Annotated in this window: 24 protein-coding genes and 1 pseudogene; 8 read left to right on the top strand and 17 right to left on the bottom strand. The window is 69.9% G+C overall.

Going from position 1 to position 25114, the window contains the following annotated elements; genetic code table 11:
• Positions 1-20 precede the first annotated feature (20 nt).
• Positions 21-851: a hypothetical protein gene (locus OG194_RS38425; RefSeq protein WP_327407349.1), complete on the bottom strand. Its 831-nt coding sequence runs from the start codon at positions 849-851 to the stop codon at positions 21-23.
• 73 nt (positions 852-924) lie between these two features.
• Between OG194_RS38425 and OG194_RS38420 the strand changes: the two genes are divergently transcribed.
• Positions 925-1563 (top strand): TMEM175 family protein, encoded by a 639-nt coding sequence (locus tag OG194_RS38420; protein ID WP_327405346.1) that lies wholly within the window; start codon positions 925-927, stop codon positions 1561-1563.
• Positions 1564-1577: 14 nt separating this feature from the next.
• On the opposite strand, the gene OG194_RS38415 is transcribed toward OG194_RS38420, so the two are convergent.
• Positions 1578-2408 (bottom strand): hypothetical protein, encoded by an 831-nt coding sequence (locus OG194_RS38415; RefSeq protein ID WP_327405345.1) that lies wholly within the window; start codon positions 2406-2408, stop codon positions 1578-1580.
• A 165-nt stretch (positions 2409-2573) separates the two neighbouring features.
• On the opposite strand from OG194_RS38415, the gene OG194_RS38410 reads away from it, so the two are divergent.
• Entirely contained in the window at positions 2574-3020 is a 447-nt protein-coding gene (locus OG194_RS38410; protein ID WP_327405344.1) for a MerR family transcriptional regulator, read from the top strand.
• A complete protein-coding gene (locus OG194_RS38405; protein WP_327405343.1) occupies positions 3017-3457 on the top strand; it encodes a carboxymuconolactone decarboxylase family protein in 441 nt (146 codons plus the stop codon). The genes OG194_RS38410 and OG194_RS38405 overlap by 4 nt, the downstream gene beginning before the upstream one ends.
• Here OG194_RS38405 and OG194_RS38400 read toward each other — a convergent pair.
• Positions 3444-5948: an alpha-L-arabinofuranosidase C-terminal domain-containing protein gene (locus OG194_RS38400; protein ID WP_327405342.1), complete on the bottom strand. Its 2505-nt coding sequence runs from the start codon at positions 5946-5948 to the stop codon at positions 3444-3446. The genes OG194_RS38405 and OG194_RS38400 overlap by 14 nt on opposite strands.
• A 160-nt stretch (positions 5949-6108) precedes the next feature.
• Here OG194_RS38400 and OG194_RS38395 point away from each other — a divergent pair, with 160 nt between their 5' ends.
• Positions 6109-6363: a hypothetical protein gene (locus OG194_RS38395; protein ID WP_327405341.1), complete on the top strand. Its 255-nt coding sequence runs from the start codon at positions 6109-6111 to the stop codon at positions 6361-6363.
• 2 nt (positions 6364-6365) lie between these two features.
• A complete protein-coding gene (locus tag OG194_RS38390) occupies positions 6366-6809 on the top strand; it encodes a DUF6314 family protein (protein ID WP_327405340.1) in 444 nt (147 codons plus the stop codon).
• 47 nt (positions 6810-6856) lie between these two features.
• Here OG194_RS38390 and OG194_RS38385 read toward each other — a convergent pair whose 3' ends face one another.
• The 3 genes from OG194_RS38385 to OG194_RS38375 all read right to left on the bottom strand — a co-directional run bounded on the left by OG194_RS38385 (position 6857) and on the right by OG194_RS38375 (position 9600).
• Positions 6857-7450: a histidine phosphatase family protein gene (locus OG194_RS38385; RefSeq protein WP_327405339.1), complete on the bottom strand. Its 594-nt coding sequence runs from the start codon at positions 7448-7450 to the stop codon at positions 6857-6859.
• A gap of 104 nt (positions 7451-7554) precedes the next feature.
• The gene (locus OG194_RS38380) at positions 7555-7992 is read right to left on the bottom strand and encodes a GNAT family N-acetyltransferase (protein WP_327405338.1); all 438 of its coding nucleotides are present in this window, start codon (positions 7990-7992) and stop codon (positions 7555-7557) included.
• 171 nt (positions 7993-8163) lie between these two features.
• Positions 8164-9600 carry an aminotransferase-like domain-containing protein gene (locus OG194_RS38375; RefSeq protein ID WP_327405337.1) on the bottom strand — a complete coding sequence of 479 codons (1437 nt, stop codon included), beginning with the start codon at positions 9598-9600 and terminating at the stop codon, positions 8164-8166.
• Here OG194_RS38375 and OG194_RS38370 point away from each other — a divergent pair.
• Positions 9599-10543 carry a DMT family transporter gene (locus OG194_RS38370; RefSeq protein WP_327405336.1) on the top strand — a complete coding sequence of 315 codons (945 nt, stop codon included), beginning with the start codon at positions 9599-9601 and terminating at the stop codon, positions 10541-10543. The genes OG194_RS38375 and OG194_RS38370 overlap by 2 nt on opposite strands.
• A gap of 241 nt (positions 10544-10784) precedes the next feature.
• Here OG194_RS38370 and OG194_RS38365 read toward each other — a convergent pair whose 3' ends face one another.
• Positions 10785-12029: a glycoside hydrolase family 10 protein gene (locus tag OG194_RS38365; RefSeq protein ID WP_327405335.1), complete on the bottom strand. Its 1245-nt coding sequence runs from the start codon at positions 12027-12029 to the stop codon at positions 10785-10787.
• 168 nt (positions 12030-12197) lie between these two features.
• On the opposite strand from OG194_RS38365, the gene OG194_RS38360 reads away from it, so the two are divergent.
• Positions 12198-13058: a 3-hydroxybutyryl-CoA dehydrogenase gene (locus OG194_RS38360; protein ID WP_327405334.1), complete on the top strand. Its 861-nt coding sequence runs from the start codon at positions 12198-12200 to the stop codon at positions 13056-13058.
• Between the two features lie 204 nt (positions 13059-13262).
• The gene (locus OG194_RS38355; RefSeq protein WP_327405333.1) at positions 13263-13520 is read left to right on the top strand and encodes a hypothetical protein; all 258 of its coding nucleotides are present in this window, start codon (positions 13263-13265) and stop codon (positions 13518-13520) included.
• A 64-nt stretch (positions 13521-13584) separates the two neighbouring features.
• Here the strand turns inward: OG194_RS38355 and OG194_RS38350 are convergent, their stop codons facing one another.
• From OG194_RS38350 to infC, 10 genes and pseudogenes are all read right to left on the bottom strand, one after another.
• On the bottom strand, positions 13585-14169 hold the full coding sequence (locus tag OG194_RS38350; protein WP_327405332.1) for an NUDIX hydrolase: 585 nt from the start codon (positions 14167-14169) through the stop codon (positions 13585-13587).
• Between the two features lie 82 nt (positions 14170-14251).
• Positions 14252-15592 carry a transcriptional regulator gene (locus OG194_RS38345; protein WP_327405331.1) on the bottom strand — a complete coding sequence of 447 codons (1341 nt, stop codon included), beginning with the start codon at positions 15590-15592 and terminating at the stop codon, positions 14252-14254.
• A 196-nt stretch (positions 15593-15788) separates the two neighbouring features.
• Entirely contained in the window at positions 15789-16943 is a 1155-nt protein-coding gene (locus tag OG194_RS38340; protein ID WP_327405330.1) for a PP2C family protein-serine/threonine phosphatase, read from the bottom strand.
• A gap of 274 nt (positions 16944-17217) precedes the next feature.
• Complete coding sequence (pheT, locus tag OG194_RS38335; protein ID WP_327405329.1) at positions 17218-19722, bottom strand: phenylalanine--tRNA ligase subunit beta; 2505 nt, start codon at positions 19720-19722, stop codon at positions 17218-17220.
• On the bottom strand, positions 19722-20873 hold the full coding sequence (gene pheS, locus OG194_RS38330; protein WP_327405328.1) for a phenylalanine--tRNA ligase subunit alpha: 1152 nt from the start codon (positions 20871-20873) through the stop codon (positions 19722-19724). Before pheS ends, pheT begins: the two co-directional genes overlap by 1 nt.
• Positions 20874-21039: 166 nt before the next feature.
• Positions 21040-22167: a sensor histidine kinase gene (locus OG194_RS38325; protein ID WP_327405327.1), complete on the bottom strand. Its 1128-nt coding sequence runs from the start codon at positions 22165-22167 to the stop codon at positions 21040-21042.
• A gap of 56 nt (positions 22168-22223) precedes the next feature.
• Entirely contained in the window at positions 22224-23072 is an 849-nt protein-coding gene (locus tag OG194_RS38320; protein ID WP_327405326.1) for a TrmH family RNA methyltransferase, read from the bottom strand.
• 170 nt (positions 23073-23242) lie between these two features.
• On the bottom strand, positions 23243-23626 hold the full coding sequence (gene rplT, locus OG194_RS38315; protein WP_019065472.1) for a 50S ribosomal protein L20: 384 nt from the start codon (positions 23624-23626) through the stop codon (positions 23243-23245).
• 102 nt (positions 23627-23728) lie between these two features.
• On the bottom strand, positions 23729-23923 hold the full coding sequence (gene rpmI, locus OG194_RS38310) for a 50S ribosomal protein L35 (RefSeq protein WP_019065473.1): 195 nt from the start codon (positions 23921-23923) through the stop codon (positions 23729-23731).
• 107 nt (positions 23924-24030) lie between these two features.
• Positions 24031-24781 (bottom strand): annotated as a pseudogene (gene infC, locus OG194_RS38305) (translation initiation factor IF-3).
• Positions 24782-25114: the final 333 nt, after the last annotated feature.

Below are 25114 nucleotides of genomic sequence, written 5' to 3'. Positions count from 1 at the left end.
TCGGTGAGTCACTTCAGGCTTCAGGCACCGGCTGTCCGGGCCGAGCGGGGCTGGGCGCGCAGGGCAGGCAGCCGGGCGCATACTTCGGCTCCGGCCAGCCCCTCCCCCAGGGCGAGGAGCGAGAGGACTCGCACCGGGCGGCCGGCGGTGGCCGCGGCCTCCAGTTTGTGGTGGCCGTCGAGGAGGAAGTGGGTCAGTCCCCAGTGCCGGGACTGGTCGTCCCCGAAGCCGATCGCGGGCTCGCACACGTCCAGCGTCGAGACGGCCACGGCCGTCGGGACCGCACCCCGGCCCATCAGCTCGACGTACTCCTCGACACGCTCCCGCTCGTTCCACGTCGGGGGAACCATGGGCACGACGAACTCGTACAGGTGGGCGGACGCGTCGACCACCGTCTCGAAGGTCCGGTAGTACGGCGTGTGCGGGTCCTCCGGGAGGCCCCAGAACTGGTCGATCCCCCACGTGTCCACCTGCTCCCCGCTGAAGTAGTCGCCCTCCTGGCCCGGGATCACCAGCCGGGGCTCCACGCTCAGCAGCAACGGAAGGTACTCGCCCTCGGGCAACAACGCGCCGAACGCGTCGATCACACCGCCGCTGCCCGGCTCGGCCGGCGTCCCGGCGAGCCGCTCCCGCATGTCCTCCAGCGACAACTTCTTGTTCGCGGTCACCAACCGACGGAAGAGCAACGGGCATGATCCACACCAGTGGCTGAGCTCGAAGGCGGGGTCCCCGTCGACCACGAGCGCCCTGCGCCCCGGCCGGCCCTCGCCCTCCCGCTGCTCCGTCCCGAAGCGCAACCGCGCCTCGGGGTCCGGGACGCCGAGCCTGCGCGGATCATCAAACTTGATCATCACGAACCGACCGTAGGCGGACTCGGCGGATCGACACCACCGTTTATGGGAACGACGCCCTACTGTCGTCGGCATGTCAGAGCCGGCGGCAGAGACCCGTCCCCACGAGAACACCCCGGGCACGGCACGCCTGATCGCTCTGTCCGACGGGATATACGCCATCGCGATGACGCTGCTCGTCATCAACGTCGCGGTCCCCGCGAATCTGGGCGACGCCGCCTTCCACAAGGCCCTGAACGACGCGCTGCCCAGCCTGGGCGCCTTCGCGCTCAGCTTCACGCTCATCTCAGGGTTCTGGCGTGACCACCGCCGCATCCTCACGGCACTGCCTGCCGAGACGACCGTGGTCACCCGCCTGACCCTCCTCGGCCTCGGCCTGGTCGCGCTGCTGCCCTTCCCCACCGGACTCCTGGCCGAGTACGCCTCCCAGCCCGACGCCGTCGCCCTCTACGCGTGCGCCATGGCCGCGATCCACGCGGTCCACGTGGCCCTGCTCCTGCTCACCCAACGCCAGGTGCACCCCTCACCCGAGTCCCCCGCCGCCCTGGCCCGCCGCCGCTTCACCGCCCAACTCGGCTCCAGCGTCCTGGTGTTCGGCCTGTCGATCCCCCTGGCCTTCCTCAACACGAAGGCCGCCATGTGGTTCTGGATCGCGCTCGTCCCCGCGCACTACGCCCTCGGCCACTACCACCGCCGGTCGGCGCGGGACTGACACCGCCCGCTCGGTCAGGACCGCTCGGCGAGTACGGCTTCGAGGTGGGCGACGTGGCGGGCCTCGGCCTCTTTGCGGACGGCGGCGAAACGGCGGTCGACGATCAGCACGGGGATCACCCAGAGGTAGCCCCACAGGCTGAAGTGGTCCACGACTCCCGTCCGCCGCAGCGTCGTGTTGGTGGCGAAGCACAGGATGAGACTGACCACCCACGCGGCCGTCCGGTACCGGCCGAGGAGACGCACCGGCGCGTTCCACGGACCGGAGAACGCCTCCAGAGTCGTGGCGCGCACGGTGGCGGCTCGGTCGAGGGTCTCGGCGGCCTGCGTGGTCGCGCCGTCGCCGTCCCGCTGCCGGAGGTCCTCGGCCAGGGCGCGCGCCTGGGCCTCGGTGTCACGGCCCCGGAGCGCACCGACCACCGCCCCCATCCTGATGTCCTCCCAGTAACCGCGCCGGGTCCAGCGCTCGGCGGCGGCGAGCTGTTCGGCCTCGGCGGACTCCGGTGCCAGTTCCTTCAGGCGCCGGGAGAGGACGGGGGCGCGCGCGGCACGGCCGGGGTACTCGAACGCGTCGGCGCGCAGGCAGAGTTCGGCGTAACCGGCGAGGAGCCCGAGGTGATCGCCGTCGAGCGCGAGTCCCGCCCGGAACGCCTCCTCCGCACGGTCGTCGTGGTCGTCGTCGTCCTCCACGGCATGCCCGAGGGCCAGCCAGCAGTAGAGATCGGCCTGGGGCCCGAGTTCGTCCAGCCCCTCCTGCGCGGCGCGCCGGACGGCCGCGTTTCCCCCGGCCAGGAACAACTGCTCGCAGCGGTCCTGGTACACGTCGATCGCGGTCGTCCCGCTCATCTGGAATCCCCCCTCGCCAACCCCCTCCCCGGGAGTCGGACAAGTGTGCGGGTCGGGTAATCCCCAGGTCAAGCGTCATCCAACGGTTCGGATACGGATCCCGCGCCCGCGGTGGTCCCCCGCTCGCTTGACCTGGAGTGCGCTCCAGGTTCTACCGTTGTGTTCATGAGCAGCGGACAGCCTCCGAAGCCCCTCACCCGGGACCGGGAACCCACCCTCACCATCGCCCAGGTCGCCGAGCGCACCGGTCTCTCGCACGACACGTTGCGCTACTACGAGAAGGCCGGCCTCATCGAGCGGGTCGGCAGGACCACCGGCAACCAACGGCGGTACCAGGCGGCGGACTTGGCCTGGTTGGAGTTTCTGCTGCGGCTGCGCGAGACGGGTATGTCGATCGCCGACATGCAGCGGTTCGCGGGTCTGCGGGCGGCGGGGGACGTCACGGTCGCCGACCGGCTGGCGATGCTGCGCGGGCACCGTGCCGAACTGGCCGACCGGATCAGGGCGTTGCGCCGCAACGCGTCCGCGCTGGACGACAAGATCGACTACTACGAACAGCTGCTCCTCGACGAGGTCGAGCACGAGCGGCCGGGATCGGATGAACCGACATGAGCGCGAGCACCACCCGTGAAGAGCGTTTCGCCCACGGCCTGGAGGTCCTGAAGCGGGTCGACGGCGAGGCGGGGCAGCGGGTCGTCGACTCGCTCGCCGACATCAACCCCGAACTGGGTCACCAGGTCGTCGCCTGGGCCTTCGGCGAGATCTACGACCGTCCCGGACTCGCCCCGCGCGACCGCCAGTTGGTGACGCTGGGCATGCTCACCGCGCTCGGCGGCTGCGAGGCGCAGCTCGACGTGCACGTGAACGCGGCGCTGAACGTGGGCCTCACGCCCGAGGAGATCGTCGAGGCCCTGACGCACTCCGCCGTGTACTGCGGTATCCCCAAGGCGCTCAACGCGACCTTCGCCGCGAAGAAGGTCTTCGCCGAGCGTGGGCTGCTGCCGCTGGGACAACAGCCCACCCCGGAAGCGGAACCTACCTCTGCCTGATCCTCAGGAACGTGACCGAGTTCGCCGGGAAGGTGTAACTGAACCTGTCGGCAACCCCCTTGAAGGTGGACACGACCGGCGCCACGGCCGTCGCCGTCTCGCTGTTCACCGCGTCGGGCGCGGCGGCGAGCGTGGTGACCTTCGCCCTGGAGGCGACCTTCGCGCCGCCCAGGTGGATCGCCGTACGGGCCGCCGAGGGCTGGTCGTTGACGACCTTGACGATCAGGTCACCGGTCTTCGCGTCCTTGGTGACGACCTGACGGAACGGCTCGGCCGGCTTGTCGTCGGCGAAGCTGCCCCACTCCTGGCCGTCGAGGTACAGGGTGACCTGACGGCCCCTCACCTTGATGTCGACGTCGTAGGCGCGGCCCGTCTCGATGGTCCCCGGCTTGGCGATCAGCGTCGACTTGCCGCCGTCCACGGCCTGTTCGACGGCGGTCTGGGTGTTGTTCCAGCCGCCCAGGTTCCACCAGTAGTAGTTGCCTGTGTCCTTGACGCCGAACGCGACCAGGAAGCCTTCTTTCCCTGCTCTCTTCGTTGCCTTCACGTGCAGGTCGTAGTCGTGCCAGGCCGGGTCGCCCGCCGACACCATGGTGTTCTCGGCGGCGGTGTCGGTCTGGACGTACTGCCCGTCATCGAGGCTCCAACTCCCGCCTCCCGTATGGGTCCAGCGGGACGCGTCACCGGAGAAGTCGTCGCTCAGCAGCGAGGTCCCGTCGGCGCCGGTCACCTGTACATCGTCGTACGCCGCGCTCGTCGCCCAGGTCGACAGGCCGACCGCGCCGGAGATCGGGGCGACAAGTGAGGGTGTTCCGGTGGCCGTTGACGGCACCACGCGCGTGCCGACGTTGGTCATGAACAGCTTCTGGACCTCGTAGTTGGCGGAGCCCCAGGAGGCGTGGTTGTTGAACCACACGAGGTCCGGGCGCCACTGGACGTAGTCCTCGTTCGCGAACAGCGGTGCGTAGGAGGCGAGTTTGACGATGTCCGCGTTGCGTTCCAGGCCGGTCATGTACGCCGCTTCGGCGAGGCCGTTCTTGAACGCGTTGCCGCCGGAGGCGTATTCGCCGAGGAAGACCTTCGGGCCGGTGCGGTCGTAGGAGTCGTAGCGGTTGTTGTTCTGAAGGAACCACTGCGGGCTGTTGTAGTAGTGCTCGTCGACCATGTCGACCTTGGCGTCCTTGTTGAGCTGCCAGGCCGTGTCGAAGGTCGAACCGCTGTCGTCCGGGCCCGCGTTGGAGATGACGGTCATGTACGGGTACTTGGCCTCGATCGCCGTACGGAACTGGGTGAAGCGGGCGAAGAACTCGGCGGGGAGGTTCTCCTCGTTGCCGACCTCGATGTGGGTGAGGTGGAAGGGCTTGGGGTGGCCCATCTCGGCGCGCAGCCCGCCCCACTTCGACGTCACCGGCCCGTTGGCGAACTCGACCAGATCCAGGGTGTCCTGGATGTGCCGCTTGAGCAACGCCGGGTCGTCGACGGCCTTGTTCTGGCCGCAGCCGGTCACCAGGGCCGGAACGACGGGCAGCGGCATCGCGCCGACGTCCTCGGCGAGGCGGAAGTACTCGTAGTAGCCGAGGCCGTAACTCTGGTTGTAGCCCCAGAAGTTGGAGTTCGTGGCGCGGGTCTCGACCGGGCCGACGGTGTCCTTCCACTGGTACGAGCGCTTGCGCTGGTAGCCGGAGGCGGCGCTGTAGTCCTCCATGGAACCGGTGTTGACCAGGCAGCCGCCGGGGAAGCGCACGAAGCCCGGACGCAGGGCGGCGATCTTCTCGGCGAGGTCCTCGCGGAGGCCGTTCGGCTCGTGCTTGTAGGTGTCGCGGGGGAAGAGGGACACCATGTCGAGGGCGGCCGCGTCGGAGGAGGCGACGGTGAGGCGGCCGGCGGTGCTGGTGCGGGTCGCGGTGAACCTCGCCCGGTACTGCGCCCAGCCGTTCTTCCGCACCTTCACCTGGTGTGCGGTCGCCAGGGTGCCGCCCGCGTCCTGCAAGCCGACGTCGAGCGTGGTGCCGCTGTCGGCGCGGGCCCACACCGAGAAGTCGTACTTCTTGCCGTCCTCCACGGCGATGCCGGTGTTGTAGCCGGCGTTCGTGACGGACGAACCGGCCGCCAGGGAGAGGTAGTTGCGGTTGGACTCGTTGAGGCGGCCGGCGTCGTTCACCACCTGGGCCGTGCCCGCGACCGTCCAACCGGTCAGCGGGGTGTACGACTTGTTGTCGTCGGTGGAGTACTCGAAGGACCGGTTCTGCACGAGTTCGGCGTACAGGCCGCCGTCGGCCGCGCGGTTGATGTCCTCGAAGAAGACTCCGTACATCGTCCTGTCGATCGCGGCGCCCCGCGTCGACGGGTCGACGGTGATCGCGTAGTCGGTGACATCGGTGACGTCCGTGACGTCCTCGGCGTGGGCGAGTGCGGGGACGACGGCCGTCGCCAGCAGGAAAGCGCTTGCGCCCAAGGTAAGTCTCAGGCGGGTGCGGCTGGTGCGTGACATGGATACTCCGCGGCTCTTGAAGTTGCCCTGAAGCCGCCCGGAAGCCGCTCCAAGGTTGTTCGAGATATCAGACGTCGGTCAGCACTTCGAACGGCAAGATAGAGAAGGGGCGTGAGCACGTCAATGGAACCGGCGCGCACGGGGACGTAGGGTCGAGGGCATGCATGCGCTGTTCCCGTACCTGGCCCTGCTCGGTTTCCTGACCGCCGCACTCGGGTTCTTCACCTGGCCGGCCCGGCGGTTCCGCCGCCGCGGCACCGCCGGGGGCGGCATGAGCGGCGCCCTGGCCGCGTACGAGGAGGCGTTCCGGGCCACGAGCCACGCCTCGCACTACGAGATCCGGGCCCAGGGCGAACGCAAGGCACCCACCGACGCGCCGGACGGCCCGCGTCGGCGGCGGCTCGGGAAGGGGTGACCATGGGCGAGTTCTGGCCGGTGACGGACGCTTTGGCGTATCTGTCCGGGAGTTGGCGGGTGCGGCGGTCGGTACGGGACCTGTCGAGCGGGGACGAGGGCGACTTCTCGGGTACGACCGACTTCAGCGCCCTGCCCGAAGGGGGCCTGCTGCACACGGAGTTGGGCACCTTCACCTGGCTGGGCGTGGCCCGTTCCGCCGAGCGGACCCTACGGTTCCTGCCGGGCGGGACGCCGGCAACGGCCGACGTGCGCTTCGGTGACGGGCGGCCCTTCCACGACCTGGATCTGACCTCGGGGCACCATGTCGCCGACCATCCCTGCTCGGCGGATCTGTACCGGGGCGAGTTCACGGTGCTGGACGCGGACCACTGGCGGACGGTGTGGCGGGTGGGCGGGCCCGCCAAGGATCTGCTGCTCAACACGGAGTACGCGCGCGTGAGTTGAGCGGCGACACTCTCACCCGCCGCACCCCCACCAAGACCCGCCCCGCCCTACACCCGCCGCGACGGAACCCCCACCCCGTCGAACCGGAGACTCCACCGCCCCGCATGCCCCGTGACCGTCGTCGTCGACAGCGGGCGTACGTCGAAGTTCCAGTAGGTCGACGGGGGTGCCTTGAGGGCGTAGACCAACGCGGCGCGGATGACGGAGGGTTCGGCGACGGCGACTATGCGGCCGCCGTCGTCGTCGGGGCGGGTGTCCAGCCAGCCGCCGACCCGGGAGATGAAGGCCAGCAGGGACTCGCCGCCGTGCGGGGTGGAGCGCGGGTCGGCGAGCCAGGCGTCCACCAGGGCCGGCTCGCGGGCCATCGCCTCACCGAGGGTCAGGCCGCGCCAGCGGCCCATGTCACAGTCCCGCAGGGCGAGTTGCACCAACGGGGTGTAACCGAGACCGTCGCCGGTGGTCCGGCTGCGCGGGGTCGGCGAGCAGTAGCGCAGCTCCGCCGCCGCCAGCGGCAGCAGGAACGGGGCGGCGCGCTGGACCTCGTCCCATCCCGCCTGGTCCAGCGGGCGGTCGTCCTCGAAGCGCTCCGCGAGCAGCGGAGAGCTGCGCGCGGCGGCGACGAACGTGACCCGAAGTAGCATGCGGCGATCGTGATCCCGCCGAAGTACGCAGGTCAAGGGGTGCCGGACGAGCGTTACCCAGGGTGGGCGAAACCTCACTTCGAGGTCGGGACCAGGCGGACAACTCACTCGAAAACGAGGGCCATCCACTGGTCGGGCCGCTCCAGTGGCTTGAATCCGAGCTTCTCGTACACCCCGTGGGCGTCGTGCGTGGCGAGCAGGATCCGCCGCAGTCCGAACGGCCGCAGCTCCTCGCACACAGCGCCGACGAACGCCGTGCCGACGCCCTTGCCGCGCACCGACGGGTCCACGTACACATCGCACAGCCACGCGAACGCGGCCTGGTCGGTGACCACGCGCGCGTACGCCACCTGCTCCCCCGAAGTCGTGTCGTACACCCCGAAGTTCAGCGAGGACGCGACCGCCCGCTCGTGCTTCTCGCGGGGGCGGCCCTTCGCCCAGTAGGCGTCGGTGGACAGCCAGCGGTAGGTGCGGTCGATGTCGACGCGGGCGGGGTCGGCGGAGAACTCATAGCCGTCGGGGAGGCTCGGGATGTCGTTCATGGCGGGAGGCTCGCAGGTCAGGGGGCGAGGTGTCGAGCGGTTTTGGCCGGCGGCCCGGGCGTTGTCAGTGCCGGGTGACAGGCTTTGGACTACTGGATCGACGACGGTTCGACGACGGGGAGCGAAGCTACGCACTGCTCACCGAGGCCCCCGGGCTGGAGCACCTCCGCGTCAGAGCACCTCCTCGCAGGCCGCCCGAAGCCGTCGTACGCCCTCCACGATCTCACCCGTCCCCGCGACCGCCGCGAAGCTCAACCGGACGTGGGCGGCCGGGGGTTCGGCGCTGAAGTAGGGGCGGCCGGGGGCGATGGAGACACCCGCGCGGAGGGCCGCGACCGTCAGGGACTGTTCGTCCATGCCGTCGGGGAGACGGAGCCACAGGTGGTAGCCGCCGGAGGGGATGTGCGGGAGGGAGAAGGTGGGGAGTTCGAGGCGCAGAGCGGTCGTCATCGTGTCGAGGCGGGTCTTCAACTCGGTTGAGATCGCGCGGAGATGGCGGGGCCAGGCCGGCGAGCCGACGAGTTCGAGGGCCGCTTCCTGGAGCGGGCGGGGGACGAAGAAGGTGTCGACGACCTGGATGGCGCGCAGGCGTTCCAGTACCGGGCCGTGCGCGGCGAGGGCGCTGACCCGGAAGCTGGGCGAGGTCGCCTTGGTGAGCGAGCCGACGTGGACGACGACTCCGTCGGGGTCGTCGGCGACGAGCGGGCTCGGCAGCGGGCCCGCGTCGTCGTGCACGAGCCGTCGTACGAAGTCGTCCTCGATGACGAACGCGCCGGCGTCGCGGGCGATGCGCAGGACCTCCGAACGGCGGGCGGGGGCGAGGACCGCGCCGGTCGGGTTCTGGAACAGGGGCTGGCAGACGAAGACGCGGGCGCCGGTCGCGCGGAACGCGTCGGCGAGCAGGGCCGGTTTCACGCCGTCCGCGTCCACCGGGACCGGGACCGGACGCAGGCCCGCCGCCCGCGCGATCGCCAACATGCCTGGATACGTGGGGGATTCGACGAGGACCGGTGCGCCCGGGGGTGCGAGAGCGCGCAGGGCGGTGGTGAGCGCGGTCTGGCCGCCCGCGCTGACCAGGACGTCGGCGGCCGTGACCGCTCCGCCGATGCTGCGCGCGAACCACTCGCGCAGTTCCGGCAGACCCTCCATCGGCGGGCGGCCCCAGGCGCCGGGGCGGCGGCCGGCCCGGGACAGCGCCGCGGCCATCGCACGCTCGGGCTGGAGCGACGGGTGCAGATAGCCGCCGTTGAACTCGATCACACCCGGCGGCGGCACGGCCAGGGTGGCCAGGACCGCGGACGCGTCCACCGTGCGCGGGACGAAGTCGGCGGTGCCGTCCGCGCTGAGCGCGACCTCCTGCCAGGAGGTGTCCCCCGAGGCGGCGGCGGTCGCGGGGCGGGGCGTCGCCCGGAACGCGCCCGCGCCGGGCCGGGTGACCACCAGCCCCTCGGCGGCCAGCTGCGCGAGGGCGCGCGAGACGGTCACGGGGCTCACCCGGAACCGTTCGACGAGCGCCCGGCTCGACGGCAGCTTTCCACCTGGTGAGTAGCGGTTGAGTTCCTGCCGCAGGTGATTCGCCAGTTCACCGACACTGCTACGCTCGTGCATGAGAGCACACGATAGCGCTACTGCCCCGAGCCCGATAGCGGTCAGCACCGGTCCTCACCCCAGCCCCGGCCCCGCCCCCGCGCTCGGCGTCCGCGCCGGTACCGTCCAGGCCGCGCTCGGTGTGATCGCCTTCTCCCTCACCTTCCCCGCCACCGCCTGGGGGCTGGAGGGCTTCGGTGCCTGGTCGTTGGTGGCCGTGCGCAGCGTCCTCGCGGCGGTCATCGCGGGTGGCTGCCTGCTGGCACTGCGCGTCCGCGTGCCGGGCCGTCGGCACTGGGCCGGGTTGGCCGTCGTAGCCGCCGGAGTGGTGGTCGGTTTCCCGCTGCTCACCACGCTCGCGCTGGAGACGTCAACTACCGCACATGCAGCGGTGGTTGTCGGTCTGCTGCCGCTGACGACCGCCGCGCTGTCCGCGCTGCGCACGGGCGTCCGCCCCTCGCGCACCTTCTGGACGGCCGCGCTCGCGGGCGCCGGCGCGGTGATCGCGTTCACGGTCCAGCAGAGCGGCGGCGCCGTGACCACCGCCGACCTGTATCTCCTCGCCGCGCTGCTGGTCTGCGCGGCGGGCTACACCGAGGGCGGCCGGCTGGCCCGGGTCATGCCCGGCTGGCAGGTCATCGCCTGGGCCCTGGTCCTGTGCCTGCCGCTGACCGTGCCCGCCGCCGCGATCGCCCTGTCGTACGACACCCCGCACCTCACCGCGCACAGCGTGGCCGGGCTGCTGTGGGTCGCCGCCGGATCGCAGTTCCTCGGGCTCGTCGTCTGGTACCGGGGCATGGCCGCCATCGGCGTCCCGAAGGCAAGCCAACTACAGCTGGCCCAGCCGCTACTCACGCTGGTGTGGTCGGTCCTGCTGCTCGGCGAACACCTGCCTGTGGCCGCCCCGTTGACCGCGACGGCGGTGCTGGTGTGCATCGCCGTCACGCAACGGGCGCGGAGTTGAGGGGCGCGCGGGTCCCGGCCGGGCGGGTCGCCGTAGTCGCGAAAGGTCTCGAACGGCCAGGGTGGTCGGGCGGCACGACCACATCTCGCACGTCGTCGAGGGGATGGGCGCGGAGGGCCGGTCCGCCCTGCCGCGTCCCGTTCCCCGACGGGCACGGGCACGGGGCCGTGATGTCACCCGGACCCGTCTGCGAGATCAAAGCACCAGGACCACCTCAAGTATCCGGACCCAGAACGGCAGTTCAGCGCAGGGCCTTCGCCGGCTGCTGATAGTGGTCGGCGACCACCCGCGCCATCGCGCCGACCGGATCCACCGCCACGTCCCTGGCCGCGAAGAAGACATGCCCGCCGAACTGGGGGTACTTGGCGGCGAGCGTGAGGTGCCGGGAGAGTTCGGCCGGGTCCTGCCAGGCCGCGGGCTGTGCCGGGTCGCCCGCCTTGTACAGCGCCTCACCTGCGTAGAGCCGCGTCTTGGTACCGCGCGCCACCTCCGCCCACCAGGGCAGCAACTTGGCGTAGTCGGCGGCCGCGAAGCCGATGTTCCAGTACAGCTGCGGGACGAGGTAGTCGATCCAGTTCTCGCGCACCCACTTGCGGGTGTCCGCGCAGAGGTCGTCGTACGTCTGCACCCCCGCCCGGGTGTCGGAGCCGCGCGGGTCGGTCGCGATGTTGCGCCACACGCCGAAGGGGCTGATCCCGAACTGCGTGCCCGGGCGGATCTGCTCGATACGGGCCGCGGTCTCGCGGATCAGCTTGTCGATGTTGTCGCGACGCCAGGCGGCCCGGTCGGCGAATCCGCCGCCGTACCTGTCGTAGGCCGCGTCGTCGTCGAAGGTCTGGCCGGCCACCGGGTACGGGTAGAAGTAGTCGTCGAAGTGGACCCCGTCGACCGGGTACTTCTTCACCGCGTCGAGGATCGCGTCCTCGACGAAGGCGCGGACCTGGGGCAGTCCAGGGTTGTAGTAGAGCTTCCCGCCGTACGCCACCACCCAGTCCGGGTGCTTGCGCGCGGGGTGCGAGGCGACGAGCTTGGTGAGGTCGGTGTTGTTGGCGATCCGGTACGGGTTGAACCAGGCGTGCAGTTGCAGCCCCCGCGCATGCGCCTCTTCCACGGCCGTCTCCAGCGGGTCCCAGCCGGGGGGCACGCCCTGGGTGCCGGTCAGGTACTGCGACCAGGGTTCGTACGGGGAGGGCCACAACGCGTCGGCGGTGGGCCGTACTTGGAACATCACCGTGTTGAGACGGTCGCGGACCGCCGTGTCCAGGTGGGCGATCAGTTCGGTGCGCTGCTGTGCCGCGGTGAGGCCCGGGCGGGAGGGCCAGTCGCGGTTGGCCACCGTCGCCAGCCACACGCCCCGCATCTCGGTGACCCCGCGCGGACGACCTGCCGGCCTCGGCGCGTGCCCGGTGTCGGCCGCCGCGCTGCCCGTCGTGGCCAGCGTCGACAGCGCGGCCATCGCGAACGCCCGACGTGACAATCGCCCCATCTGCACACCCCCATACGCTGTGGATCCGTGCTGTCACGGATCGTCTCCGCGCCCCAGAATGCCCGACCCCGGCGATCGATCATCGATACTTGCGGGTAACGTGCACGATCGGAGCAGGCGTCGAACAACGAGGTCCTGCGACAGTCATAGAGCAGCGAAGGGGACGATGTGACCGACATCGAGCGCGTCGGAGTGGTCGGCTGCGGCCAGATGGGCGCGGGTATCGCCGAGGTGTGCGCCCGCTCCGGCCTGGACGTGAAGGTCGCCGAGACCACCGGCGAGGCCCTGGAGATCGGCCGGACCCGGCTGTTCAACTCGCTGAGCAAGGCCGCCGAACGCGGCAAGATCTCCGCCGAGGAACTGGCGGAGACCCAGGCGCGGCTCACCTTCACCACCGATCTCGGCGAGTTCGCCGACCGTGACCTCGTCATCGAGGCCGTCGTCGAGAACGAGCAGGTGAAGACCGAGATCTTCCAGGTGCTCGACCAGGTCGTGACCCGCCCCGACGCGATCCTGGCCTCCAACACCTCCTCGATCCCGCTGGTGCGCCTCGCGGTCGCCACCTCGCGCCCCGACCAGGTCATCGGCATCCACTTCTTCAACCCGGCCCCGGTGCAGAAGCTCGTCGAGCTGATCCCGGCGCTGACCACCTCGGAGGGCACGCTCGGCCGCGCCCAGCTGTTCGCCGAGAAGGCGCTCGGCAAACACGCGATCCGCGCCCAGGACCGCTCCGGCTTCGTGGTCAACGCGCTGCTGATCCCCTATCTCCTGTCCGCGATCCGGATGTTCGAGTCGGGCATCGCCAGCCGCGAGGACATCGACAACGGCATGGAGCTGGGCTGCGCCCACCCGATGGGGCCGCTGAAGCTGGCCGACCTGATCGGCCTGGACACGGTCGCCTCGGTCGCGTTCTCGATGTACGAGGAGTACAAGGAACCGTTGTACGCCGCTCCCCCGCTGCTCCAGCGCATGGTCGACGCGGGACGCCTCGGCCGTAAGTCCGGCTCGGGCTTCTACACCTACGCCTGAGCACTTCCCTCGCGGCAACTCACCGTAATACTTTGGCGGTTGCGGGCCCGGCACTCTTCGGAGCGCCGGGCCCGCGGCATTCACACACCGTGTGCGCGCCGGGCCCGCATATGCCGCTCGCACACTCTCCCCGGGTGTCCACCAGGGGAGTTGACTCTTCATGCGCATGCAAGGGATGTTCCGACTACGGAAAGGAGCGGACCCGTGACCGCCGACCCCGAGCATCCCGTGGTCCATGGAGAACTCGCAGAGTTACGCCGCCGCCTCGACGTCGCCTACGCGCGTGTCGAGGGAGGGCTGGCGCTGCTCAGCCATCGCACCGAGGAGACGGACAAGGAACTGGACGATCTGAGCGCGCGAATCGTTGCGCTGGAGCACACGCGGTGGCCGCTTCCGGCTATCGCCGCGATGACCGCCGTAGGTGCCCTTGTCGTGACTGTCTGGCAGGCCTTGGGACGCTAGAGCCGCAAGGTCGGTGGGTCGGCTGCGGGCTCGTCGTGGCTGGTCGCGCCCCGCGGCGGAGCCGCTAATGTCGACGCCCCGCGCCCCTACGGGGCGCTGCCGAACCCGGCGCTGCATCCGTCCCCAGCCTCAGATGATGCAACAGCAGTAACGCGGCCGCCATGTTGGCGGCCGGGACCTCCCCGCGGGCGACCATGTCGGGTACGAGTTTGAGCGGTACCCATTCCCGGCGGTCCGACTCGAAGTCGTCCACGGGGTGTCCGGTGTACTCGCCCTCGTCGGCCCAGTAGATGTGGTGCCGGGCGTCCGTGAGCCCGTTGGACGGCTCCACGCTCATCAGGTGGTGCAGGGGCCCCGGCCGCCAGCCGGTCTCTTCCTCCAGTTCCCTGGCGGCCGCGCGCGCGATGTCCTCGCCGTCCTCCACGACGCCGGCCGCGAGCTCCCACCCCCAGCTGTCGGTGATGAAGCGGTGCCGCCACAGCAGGAGAACTTCGTTCGCCTCGTTGACCACCGTCGCCACGGCCACCGGGCGCAGCCGTATGAGGAAGTGGTCGAGGTGCCGGCCGTCGGGTAGTTCGACATCCGCGAGATTGACGCTGAACCAGCGGTTTGAGTACACAGTTTGTTCGTTCTGTTTCGTCCACTGCACGGTTCTGCCACCTTCCGTCGAGTAAGTGGCAATATCGCAGCAGGGACTGTGTTGTGGTCTACGGCGCTTTCCAGGGCGCGTTCTACAGCGGTACGCGCAGTGCCCCGTCGATGAGTTCGGCCGCCTCGGTGGTACCCGCGCAGTCGCTGCGCACCAGGTACTCACGGACCGCGCGGAGTCTGTCGCGCAGCCGCTGGGACTCCATGCCCCGTGCCTGCTCGGCCATCTGCACCGCCGTGGCCACCGCTTTGTCGGCGTTTCCCTGGCGCAGTTCGATCTGGCTGAGCATGGCCAGCCGGTGCACCCGGCCCCGGTCGTGCGCCGGAGTGTCCACGGCCGCGTGGGCGTGTTCCCCCGCCGCCGTCAGATCGCCGAGGCTGAGAAGCGCCTCCGCCACCTGGACGTTGACCAGGCCCGGCTGGACATAGCCGGTCTCGTCGGGTTCGTATCCGCGCCGGATGCGTTCGGCGGCCTGCTCGGCACGCCGGATGCAGGACAGGGCGCTCGTGCCGTCGCCGAGGTGCGCGTACGCCTTCGCCTGCATCGCGTACAGGTCGGAGGCGAGCGCCGGGGTGATCTGCCGGCCGGCGGCACGCAGCGCGGCCTCCGCGAAGGCGACGGCCTGGCGGAACTCCCGCATGAACAAGGACTGGTTGACGAGCAGCGCGATGACGTAGGCGCCAAGGCCCCGGTCATTGCTGGCCTTTGCGAGCCTGAGCGCCTGGTGGAAGTAGCGCTGGGCGAGTCCGTGCGCGTCGGAGTCGTAGGCGCAGATGCCCGCGATGGCCACCAACCCGCCGGTGGCGCGGTGCAGTTGGCGGCCGGTGGCGTCGGTGTAGCTGCCGCGCAGCAGGGGCGCGGTCTCGGAGTTGAGGAAGCCGACGATGCGGGTGCGGGTCGCGACGCCGCCGGCCTTGCGGTACATCTGCTCGTAGTGGGCGCGGGCCGAGCGCAGCATCTCGATGTCGGCCATGCTCACCCGGTGCCGGCCGCCGCGCGAGACGTCCACGTCCTCGGGCGGGTTCTCCCACTCCCACACGGGCATCACCGCGGGCGTTCCGGTGACCGCGGGGGCGCCGAGGATGTGCGGGCGCTGCTGTTCGTCGGAGCGCCACAGGGCGGTGGCCCGCTCGACGAAGCCGGAGAGGGAGGTGCCGTGCGGGGCGGACGGTTCGCCCGGTACGCCGAGGCCGATGTCGTCGAGGGTGACGGGTCTGTGCAGGCGGGTCGCGAGTACCTCGCAGATCAGGTCGGGGACCTGGCCCCGGGGGCGCTGTCCCTTCAACCACCGTGCCACGGCGGTGTGTTCGTACCGTAGCGCGAGCCCTCGGGCCCGTCCCGCCTGGTTCACGTGGGCGGCGAGTCCCGCGTGCGAGATTCCCGCCTCGTCCAGGATCGCGTCGAGGAGTGTGTTGGGCTGCATGGATGGCCCCCCGGTGACTCGGTGCGGACAGAGTAGTGCGGTTCGGTTCACACCGGGTGTGAATGGAGTGCGCGAATCCGTGGTGTGTGCGCGCTGTTGCGGAGAGTTCCGAACCGGTTGACTGGATTGCCTCGCAAGAGGCCGGCCGGGCCGCCGGCTCCCCCTCGTAAGTGCGGCGGCCTGGCTTTGCGGGCGACTAGACACCGTTGGGCTGTCGGTAGTTGGTCGGGTGCGGCGCCGTCGTGGCTGGTCGCGCCCCCGCGGCGGAGCCGCTAATGTCACAGCCCCGCGCCCCTGAGGTTGGCCATGTGGGCCTGCGGTCATTGCTCAGGACGAGTATCGCCACGTCGTCCGTGGGCGTGCCGCCCGCGTGGCGCAGTAACGCCGTGAAGACCGAGCCGAGCACCGACTGGGGTACGGGGAGCGGATGTCGGGCCGCCGCCTCAGCCAGGACGTCCCTCAACGGGAAGAAGCGGCCGTGGCTGTCACGGGCGTCCTCCGCCCCGTCCGTGTAGAGGAACAGGGCCTCGCCCGGGAGGAGTTGGCCGCAGCAGACGAACGGCAGCTCTGTCGGCAACGGGAACGGGCCGAGGGGCGGAAGAGGATCGGCCCGGGCAAGAGGTTCGACGCTCTCCCCGCTCAGCAGGTACGGCCACGGGTGACCGCAGTTCAGCCCCCGTATCTCCCCGTCCCTGCCGATCTCCAGCAGCAGTACGGTGACGAACTCCTCGGCGACCGGGCTGTCGGGGTCGAGGGTGCCCGTCGACGGGTGTTCCGCGCGGGCGCGTTCGCGCAGGTGGCGGGCGAGGGCGCGCTCCAGGCGGCGCAGGACGCCCTCCAGGTCGGGCTCGTCGTGGGCGGCCTCGCGGAAGCTGCCGAGGACGGCGGCGACCGTGCCGATCGCGGAGATGCCGTGGCCGCGTACGTCACCCATCACGACCCGGACGCCGTGCTCGGTGGCGATCACCTCGTACAGGTCACCGCCGACCACCGCACCGCGCTCCGCGGAGAGTTGGGCGGCGGCGATGTTGAGCCCGTCGAGGCGGGGTGGCAGCGGCCGTAGCAGGGCGTTCTGCGCGGCGCCGGCGATCTGGCGGATCTGCCGCAGTTCGCGGAGCAGGGAACGGCGGACCTGGACGATGAGACCGGTGCCGACCGCGAAGAACACCGCGCTGGTGACGATGCGTGCGCCCAGGCTGTTCTGCTGGGCGAGCGGGCAGGTGAGTTTGTAGGTGATCGCCATGGCGCCCCAGACCGTGGGCAGCCCCAGAGCGAGCGCCCGGCGCAGCGGACGGCGGGCACGCTTCCTCGGGCGCGTCCTGCGGGGCACCCCAGCCTTGATGCGGATCATGCCTGTGGCCCCCCAAATAGGCCCCGACAGCGCAATCGGACCGACCCCGAAAGGCCGGTCCGATTCTGTCGACCACATGCCCCGATCGGGCCACATCACCCGAACTTCTCACCCGAACGAGTGAGCCGAGATGAGACACGCGCATTTATGCAGATGAGGCCTTAAAAACACAGGCCAGGGGGGCGCCCCTTTTAGGGGCGCGGGGAACTGCGCGACCAGCCACGACGAACCCGCAGCCGCCAAACAACGCACAGTCCCCCACCCCGACGGCGAACTAACCCCGCAGCACAGCCCCGGTCAGCTCAGCGGCCAACGCCACCGCCGCATCCCGAGCCGCAGACGCCTCATCGACAGTCAACGTCCGATCAGCCGCCCGGAACCGCAACGCATAGGCGAGCGACTTCTTGCCCTCGCCCAACTGCGCGGCATTCTCGTAGACGTCGAACAACCGGATCGACTCCAGCAGTTCACCCGCCCCCTCACGCAACGCGGCCTCGACACCCGCATGCGGCACAGCCACATCGACAACGAGCGCGACATCCTGCGTGGCAACAGGGAACGTGGAGATCTTCGGCCCCTTGGGAACCCCCGAAGACGCCAACTCAAGGACATCCAGGTCGAGTTCCATCGCACTGGTACGCGCGGGCAGCCCCAGCGTCTTCAGCACACCGGGGTGCAACTCCCCCGCGTACCCGATGACTTGCTCAACACCCTCGACGACAACCGCGAGTTCCGCGCAGCGCCCCGGGTGCCAGGGCCCGTACTGCCCACCCCGCACGACGAGTTCGGTCCCGGCCTCACGCGCAAGCACCCGCGCCGCCTCGACCGCGTCGGCCCAGTCGGACGGACGCCCCTTGCCCCACCAACCGGCCTGCTCCCGTGCGCCCGCGAGGACGACGGCGGCATGCCGGGGCTGGACGGGCAGCGCCTCGGTGAGAGAAGCGATCTCCTCGTCGGTGGGACGCCGGTCGACAGGCAGCCGTACCGCGATCTTCAGCTCTTCACGCGGGTGGAAGACCAGCCCGGTCTCGAACAGCGCGAGGTCGTGCGAGCCCCGACCGTCGTTCCGGCGCAGCGCACCGAGCAGGCCCGGCAGCAGCGTCGTACGAAGCGCGGGCTCCTCGTCGGAGAGCGGGTTGACCAGCTTGACGACCTTGCGGTTCGGGTCGTCGGCGGTCAGGCCGAACTGGTCGAAGACGTGCTCGCCGATGAAGGGGTAGTTCGGCGCCTCGACGTAACCGGCACCGGCCAGCGCGCGGCCGATGCGGCGGTGCAGCCGCTGCCGGTCGGTGAGGCCCCGGCCCGCGGGGGGCTTGGGGAGCGTGGAGGGCAGGTTCTCGTAGCCCTCCAGGCGGATGACCTCTTCGGCCAGGTCGTTCGGGTCGGTGAGGTCGGGGCGCCAGGACGGGACGGTGACGATCAGCTCGTCCTGCCCGTACACGTCGCAGCCGACCTCCTGGAGACGCCGCACGACGGTCTCGCGGCCGTAGGCGACACCCGCGACCTTGTCCGGGTGGTCCGCCGGGATGGCGATGGTGTGCGGGGCCGACGGGGCGATGACCTCGGTGACGCCCGCGTCCGCCGTGCCGCCCGCGAGGAGGACCAGGAGGTCGACCGTGCGCTGCGCGGCGGCGGAGGCGGCCTGCGGGTCGACGCCGCGCTCGAAGCGCTTGGACGCCTCGGAGGCCAGCTTGTGGCGGCGGGCCGTACGCGAGATGGAGAGCGCGTCGAAGTGCGCGGCCTCGACGACGACCTCGGTGGTGGTGCCCTCGGTGTCGTCGATCTCCGTGTTGGCGCCGCCCATGACGCCCGCGAGACCGATGGGGCCCCGGTCGTCGGTGATCACCAGGTCCTCGGCGTCCAGCGTGCGCTTGGCGCCGTCGAGGGTGGTGAGCTTCTCGCCCTGGGTGGCCCGGCGCACGCCGATCGGACCCTGGACGCGGGAACGGTCGTAGGCGTGCAGGGGCTGGCCCAGTTCCAGCATCACGTAGTTGGTGATGTCGACGGCGAGCGAGATCGGGCGCATGCCCGCCTTCTGGAGGCGGCGGGTGAGCCAGAGCGGGGAGCGGGCGTCGGGGTCGAGGCCGGTCACCGTGCGGGCGGTGAAACGGTCGCAGCCCATCGGGTCGGAGACCTGGACCGGGTAGCCGAAGGCGTTCGGCTGCGGCACGTCCAGCAGGGCCGGGTCGCGCAGCGGGAGGCCGTAGGCGGTGGCGGTCTCGCGGGCGACGCCGCGGATCGACAGGGCGTAGCCGCGGTCGGGGGTGACGGCGATGTCGAGGACCTCGTCGACGAGCTGGAGCAGCTCGATCGCGTCGGTGCCGACCTCGTGCTCGGGCGGCAGCACGATGATGCCGTGCGAGCCGTCGTCGCCCATGCCCAGCTCGTCGCCGGAGCAGATCATGCCGTGCGAGGTCTTGCCGTACGTCTTGCGCGCGGCGATCGCGAAGTCGCCGGGCAGGACCGCGCCGGGGAGGACCACGACGGCCTTGTCGCCGACGGCGAAGTTGCGGGCGCCACAGACGATCTCCTGGGGCTCACCGGTGCCGTTGGCCTGGCCGACGTCGACCGTGCAGAAGCGGATGGGCTTCTTGAAGCCCTCCAGCTCCTCGATCGTGAGGACCTTGCCGACGACGAGCGGGCCCTTGACGCCGTCGCCGACCTGCTCGACGGTCTCCACCTCAAGGCCGACGGAAATGAGCTTGGCCTGGACGTCGCGGCCGGTCTCCGTCGCCGGCAGGTCGACGTACTCCCGCAGCCAAGAAAGCGGGACGCGCATCAGATCTCCATCCCGAACGGCCGGGTGAACCGGACGTCGCCCTCGACGATGTCTCGCATGTCTTCGACGTTGTGGCGGAACATCAGCATCCGCTCGATGCCGAACCCGAAGGCGAATCCGCTGTACTTCTCCGGGTCCACACCGCAGGCCACGAGGACACGGGGGTTGACCATGCCGCAGCCGCCCAGCTCGATCCAGCCCTCGGAGGAGCAGGTACGGCAGGGGCGGTCGGGGTTGCCGACGGACTCGCCCTTGCAGACGTAGCAGAGCATGTCCATCTCGGCGGACGGCTCGGTGAAGGGGAAGTAGTTCGGCCGCAGCCGGGTCTTCATCTCCGCGCCGAAGAGCGACTGGACCATGTGGTCGAGGGTGCCCTTGAGGTCGGCCATGGTGAGGCCCTCGTCGATGGCGAGGAGCTCGATCTGGTGGAAGACCGGGGTGTGCGTGGCGTCCAGCTCGTCCGTGCGGTACACGCGGCCGGGGCACACGATGTAGACCGGCGGCTCACGGTCCAGCATGGCGCGGGCCTGCACGGGGGACGTGTGCGTCCGCAGCACGACGCCGGACTCGTCGCCCGAGCCCGCGGCGGAGCCGCTATCAGATGCAGCCTTGGGGCCCTGGACGAAGAAGGTGTCCTGCATCTGCCGGGCCGGGTGGTCCGGGGTGAAGTTCAGGGCGTCGAAGTTGAACCACTCCGCCTCGACCTCGGGGCCCTCGGCGATCTCGTACCCCATGGACACGAAGACGTCGGCGACGCGCTCCATGAACGTGGTGAGCGGGTGCCGGGCGCCGGCCGGGACGCGGTCGTACGGCAGCGTGACGTCCACCGCCTCCTCGACCAGGACGCGGGCGTCGCGGTCGGCCTCCAACTCGGCCTGGCGGGCGGCGAGGGCCTTGTTCACCGCACCCCGGGCCTGGCCGACGAGCTTGCCGGCCGCGGCCTTGGCCTGCGGGGGCAGCGCGCCGATCTCGCGGTTGGCGAGGGCGAGCGGGGAGGTGCCGCCGGTGTGGGCGACCTTGGCCTCCTGGAGCGCGTCGAGGTCACCGGCGGCGGCGAAGGCGGCGAGCGCCTCGTCCCGCATGCGCTCGATCTCTTCCGGTTTCAAGGCCTCGACCTCTACAGGGTCGTACGACTTATTCGGTGCCGACATCTCTTCCCGTGCTTCCGGTTGGCTGGCGGATGGTCCCCGTCCCGACTCGACTCGGGGGACGCGTCGTCGTCCCTGAAACGGGGACGCGAAGGTGCCAAAGGCCGAGTCTAACGGGGGTGGGGCAGGTGACATCGCCCGTGGGCCCTCGTCGGCGGCTGCGGCAGGGCTACTGCAGATACGCCGGGGTGCCCACGGGCAACATAAATCGGAACTCGGCGCCGCCGCCGGGGGCGCGGCCGACCGTGATGGTGCCTCCGTGGGCCTCGACGATGCCCTTGACGATGTACAGCCCGAGACCGGTGCCGCCGCGCTTGCTGCCCCGCCAGAAGCGGGTGAAGACGCGGTTCATGGACTCCTCCGGGATGCCTGGGCCCTCGTCGCTCACCGTCACCGAGGTGCCGGTCTCCTCCCCTTCCCGGGGGGAGGCCGAGGCCGTGACGTCGATAGTGACGGTTCCCTCGCCGTGCCGCACCGCATTTTCCAGCAGGTTGCTCAACACCTGGTCGACCTTGTCGGGGTCGGCCCACAGGTCGGGCAGCGGCTGCTCGACGCGGAGCAGGAACCGGTCGGCGGTCTGGCCCGCGGCGACATACGCCTGGATGTGACGGCCGACGGCCGCGCCCATGTCGACCGGCTGGCGGCGTAGCTCCAGCCGCCCGGAGTCGATGCGGGAGATGTCGAGCAGCTCGGCGATGAGCCGGGTGACGCGGTTGGCGTCGGCGTCGACGGTCTCCAGCATCAGCCGCTTCTGGTCGTCGGTGAAACGCTCCCACTTGGCGAGCAGGGTCGCGGTGAACCCCTTGACGGAGGTGAGCGGAGAACGCAGCTCGTGCGCGACGGTGGCGATCAGCTCGGCATGGCTGCGCTCGGTGCGACGCCGAGCCTCGGTGTCGCGCAGGGAGACGACGACGCGCCGGACCGGGCCGAGGGGTTCCGCACGGACATAACGCGCGGTGACGAGGACTTCATGACCACCGGGCAGCAGCAGATTGCGCTCGGGCTGCCGCACCCGAATGGCCAACCCACCATAGGGATCGGTCAGTTGCCACCAGCGGCGCCCCTCAAGATCCTCTAACGGAAGGGCCTTCTCCAGCCGCTGCCCGAGAGCGTCGGAGGCGGCGACGGAGGTGATGCGCTCGGCGGCGGCGTTGAAGCAGACGACATGACCGTGCTCGTCGGCGATGACCAGTCCGTCGGCCAGCTCGTCGGGGTCGATGCCGAGGTCGTCGTGCCGGGCCTCGGACGGCCGGGGCACACCCCGTGCTCCCGGCGCGCTGCTCGTGCCGACAGTCATCCCCGTACCCCACCTCTTCTCATACGGCGCAGGTGGCCCCCGAGCTGGTCACCCTACTAGCTGCCGGTGACAGAGCGGCACCCTCCGGAGGCGCGCTGTGCACGCGCCGACGCATACAGACATACGGCGGCGGCGGTGGCGAGGTTCAGGCTCTCGGCCTTCCCGTGGATCGGAACCCGCACAACGGCGTCCGCGAGCACCCGGGTCTCCTCCGGAAGCCCCCACGCCTCGTTCCCGAACACCCAGGCGGTGGGCCCACCCATGGTCCCCTGATCCAGCTCGTCGTCGAGGTCGTCGGTCCCGGCCCCGTCGGCGGCGAGAATCCGCACCCCGATCCCCTTGAGCCCGGCCACAGCCTGCTCAACGGGTACCCCGACAGCGACGGGCAGATGAAACAGAGACCCCACGGAGGCCCGAACGGCCTTGGGGTTGTACAGATCCACAGAAGCGTCGGTCAGTACGACGGCCTCGGCCCCGGCGGCATCCGCACACCGCAGAACGGTGCCGGCGTTCCCGGGATCCCGCACGTTCGCCAGCACGGCCACGAGCTTGGGCCGCCCCTTGAGGATCTCCTCGAAGGGAGTGTCGAGAAATCGGCACACCCCGACGAGCCCCTGCGGAGTGACGGTCGTAGAGATATCGGCGATGACCTGCTCATCCGCAAGGTGCACGCGCGCACCGGCGTCACGGGCCTCACCGACGATGTCGGTGTACCGCTCGGCGGCTTCAACAGTGGCGAACAGTTCGACGAGCGTGTCCTTGTATCCCGCTGCCTCCCGCACGGCTTGCGGACCCTCGGCAAGAAACAGCCGCTCCTTGCTCCGAAAGTTCCGCCGCTCAAGCCGCCGAGCGGCGGCTACACGGGAGGACCGGGGAGAAATAAGCTCGGGACCGTTCGGGGACATACTCCGCTTCACCTTCAATCTCAGGCCGACCGTGTTTTTTAGGGGCGCGGGGAACTGCGCGACCAGCCACGGACGGCCCGCACCCGACCAACTACCGAACCGGGGTTGACAGCAAAGAACCCGCAGGCCTGAAAACCTGCGGGTCCCTCAACTCACGGCGAAAGCCAAATTCACGCGGCCTTGGGCGCGTTGACGTCGCTCGGCAGGGCCTTCTGCGCAACCTCGACCAGCGCGGCGAACGCACCGGCGTCGTTGACGGCCAGCTCCGCGAGGATCTTGCGGTCGACCTCGATGTTGGCCGCGTTCAGACCCTGGATGAAGCGGTTGTAGGTGATGCCGTTGGCGCGGGCAGCGGCGTTGATGCGCTGGATCCACAGCCGACGGAAGTCGCCCTTGCGCTTCTTGCGGTCGTTGTAGTTGTAGACCAGAGAGTGGGTGACCTGCTCCTTGGCCTTGCGGTACAGGCGCGAACGCTGACCGCGGTAGCCCTTGGCGGCCTCGAGGATCGCCCGGCGCTTCTTGTGGGCGTTGACTGCCCGCTTGACGCGTGCCACTTGTTTAACTCCTTGTAGCGGGGCCGTGGTTGGACTCACACGGCCCGGAATCGATGGGGTCCCGGTCCAGACGTACGGCGCTCAACCGGAGCGCCGCGTACGTCACTTGCCGAGAAGCTTCTTGATCTTCTTGGCGTCGCCCGGGGCCATCTCGGCGTTGCCGGTGAGGCGACGCGTCACACGGGACGACTTGTGCTCGAGCAGGTGGCGCTTGCCGGCACGCTCGCGGAGCACCTTGCCGGAGCCGGTGATCTTGAAGCGCTTGCTGGCACCGCTGTGCGACTTGTTCTTCGGCATAGCGCCGTATCTCCTCGTCGGTGGCGCTCCGGTGCCCGGTCGTGAAACCGGGCACAGGTGGAGCGTCGCTCTTGTATCGGTTACATCCCTGGACTGGCGTCCGGGGATCAGGCGTCGGCGCGAGCCTCGGCCGGGGCCTCGACGGTCTCGACCTCGTCGACGTGGTCCTCGTCAACGATCTCCTCGCTGACGCTGTCCTCGTTGACGCTGTCCTCGTCGTCGAACTCGGACTCCGCGGCGTTCTGCGACTTGCCCGGGTTGGCCTTCGCTTCCGCCTTGCGGACAGCCTGGGCCTCACGGGCCTCGGCCATCGCCTCGGTCTTCTTCTTGTGCGGGCCGAGAACCATGATCATGTTTCGGCCGTCCTGCTTCGGGTTCGACTCGATGAACCCGAGGTCCTCGACATCCGTGGCGAGACGCTGAAGCAGTCGGTAGCCGAGTTCCGGCCGGGACTGCTCGCGACCACGGAACATGATCGTGATCTTGACCTTGTCGCCCTGCTTCAGGAACCGGACGACGTGACCCTTCTTGGTGTCATAGTCGTGCGGGTCGATCTTCGGCCGGAGCTTCATCTCCTTGATGACCGTGTGCGCCTGGTTCTTGCGCGCCTCACGGGCCTTCATGGCCGACTCGTACTTGAACTTCCCGTAGTCCATGAGCTTGCAGACCGGCGGACGTGCACTCGCCGCAACCTCGACCAGGTCCAGGTCGTACTCCTGCGCAAGCTCAAGGGCCTTGGCAAGCGGAACAATTCCGACCTGCTCGCCGCTCGGACCGACAAGTCGCACTTCGGGAACGCGAATCCGGTCGTTGATACGGGGCTCGGTGCTGATGGATCCTCCTCGGTTAGCACCACACGGCCATCTGGCGGACGGCCGCGCTTGTCTTCGGTAGACAGACCTAACCGCGCCGGAACACAAAAAATGCCCCGGACGATCACAAGACGGGGCTCCAAAACACTGCCGGAGCACCGCCGCGATGATCGCGGGGCGCACTTTCGGGCGACTCCATCGTCCGTACGGAACGATGGTGACCGCCTGACCGGGGTGACCCGCCGTCCGTGAGGACAGTCAGGTGGGAGATCGGAGCCTCCACTTGTTGGCCGGGCACCACGGTGCCTGGCCGGTCATCACACAAGGTTAGCAGCTCCCCGAGGGTGGTGCGAACCGCCGTACACCGGGCCCTATCGTG

It is taken from the genome of Streptomyces sp. NBC_01288 (assembly GCF_035982055.1).
Classification (GTDB): Bacteria; Actinomycetota; Actinomycetes; order Streptomycetales; family Streptomycetaceae; genus Streptomyces.
Note: the sequence above shows the minus strand (reverse complement) of the source record. Positions and strands in the feature narration are given on the sequence as shown.

Excerpts from the sequence above, each read along its gene's own strand:
- OG194_RS38425 (WP_327407349.1), bottom strand. The coding sequence starts at position 851 with ATGATCAAGTTTGATGATCCGCGCAGGCTCGGCGTCCCGGACCCCGAG.
- OG194_RS38420 (WP_327405346.1), top strand. The coding sequence starts at position 925 with ATGTCAGAGCCGGCGGCAGAGACCCGTCCCCACGAGAACACCCCGGGC.
- OG194_RS38415 (WP_327405345.1), bottom strand. The coding sequence starts at position 2,408 with ATGAGCGGGACGACCGCGATCGACGTGTACCAGGACCGCTGCGAGCAG.
- OG194_RS38410 (WP_327405344.1), top strand. The coding sequence starts at position 2,574 with ATGAGCAGCGGACAGCCTCCGAAGCCCCTCACCCGGGACCGGGAACCC.
- OG194_RS38405 (WP_327405343.1), top strand. The coding sequence starts at position 3,017 with ATGAGCGCGAGCACCACCCGTGAAGAGCGTTTCGCCCACGGCCTGGAG.
- OG194_RS38400 (WP_327405342.1), bottom strand. The coding sequence starts at position 5,948 with ATGTCACGCACCAGCCGCACCCGCCTGAGACTTACCTTGGGCGCAAGC.
- OG194_RS38395 (WP_327405341.1), top strand. The coding sequence starts at position 6,109 with ATGCATGCGCTGTTCCCGTACCTGGCCCTGCTCGGTTTCCTGACCGCC.
- OG194_RS38390 (WP_327405340.1), top strand. The coding sequence starts at position 6,366 with ATGGGCGAGTTCTGGCCGGTGACGGACGCTTTGGCGTATCTGTCCGGG.
- OG194_RS38385 (WP_327405339.1), bottom strand. The coding sequence starts at position 7,450 with ATGCTACTTCGGGTCACGTTCGTCGCCGCCGCGCGCAGCTCTCCGCTG.
- OG194_RS38380 (WP_327405338.1), bottom strand. The coding sequence starts at position 7,992 with ATGAACGACATCCCGAGCCTCCCCGACGGCTATGAGTTCTCCGCCGAC.
- OG194_RS38370 (WP_327405336.1), top strand. The coding sequence starts at position 9,599 with ATGAGAGCACACGATAGCGCTACTGCCCCGAGCCCGATAGCGGTCAGC.
- OG194_RS38375 (WP_327405337.1), bottom strand. The coding sequence starts at position 9,600 with ATGCACGAGCGTAGCAGTGTCGGTGAACTGGCGAATCACCTGCGGCAG.
- OG194_RS38365 (WP_327405335.1), bottom strand. The coding sequence starts at position 12,029 with ATGGGGCGATTGTCACGTCGGGCGTTCGCGATGGCCGCGCTGTCGACG.
- OG194_RS38345 (WP_327405331.1), bottom strand. The coding sequence starts at position 15,592 with ATGCAGCCCAACACACTCCTCGACGCGATCCTGGACGAGGCGGGAATC.
- OG194_RS38340 (WP_327405330.1), bottom strand. The coding sequence starts at position 16,943 with ATGATCCGCATCAAGGCTGGGGTGCCCCGCAGGACGCGCCCGAGGAAG.
- pheT (WP_327405329.1), bottom strand. The coding sequence starts at position 19,722 with ATGCGCGTCCCGCTTTCTTGGCTGCGGGAGTACGTCGACCTGCCGGCG.
- pheS (WP_327405328.1), bottom strand. The coding sequence starts at position 20,873 with ATGTCGGCACCGAATAAGTCGTACGACCCTGTAGAGGTCGAGGCCTTG.
- OG194_RS38325 (WP_327405327.1), bottom strand. The coding sequence starts at position 22,167 with ATGACTGTCGGCACGAGCAGCGCGCCGGGAGCACGGGGTGTGCCCCGG.
- OG194_RS38320 (WP_327405326.1), bottom strand. The coding sequence starts at position 23,072 with ATGTCCCCGAACGGTCCCGAGCTTATTTCTCCCCGGTCCTCCCGTGTA.
- rpmI (WP_019065473.1), bottom strand. The coding sequence starts at position 23,923 with ATGCCGAAGAACAAGTCGCACAGCGGTGCCAGCAAGCGCTTCAAGATC.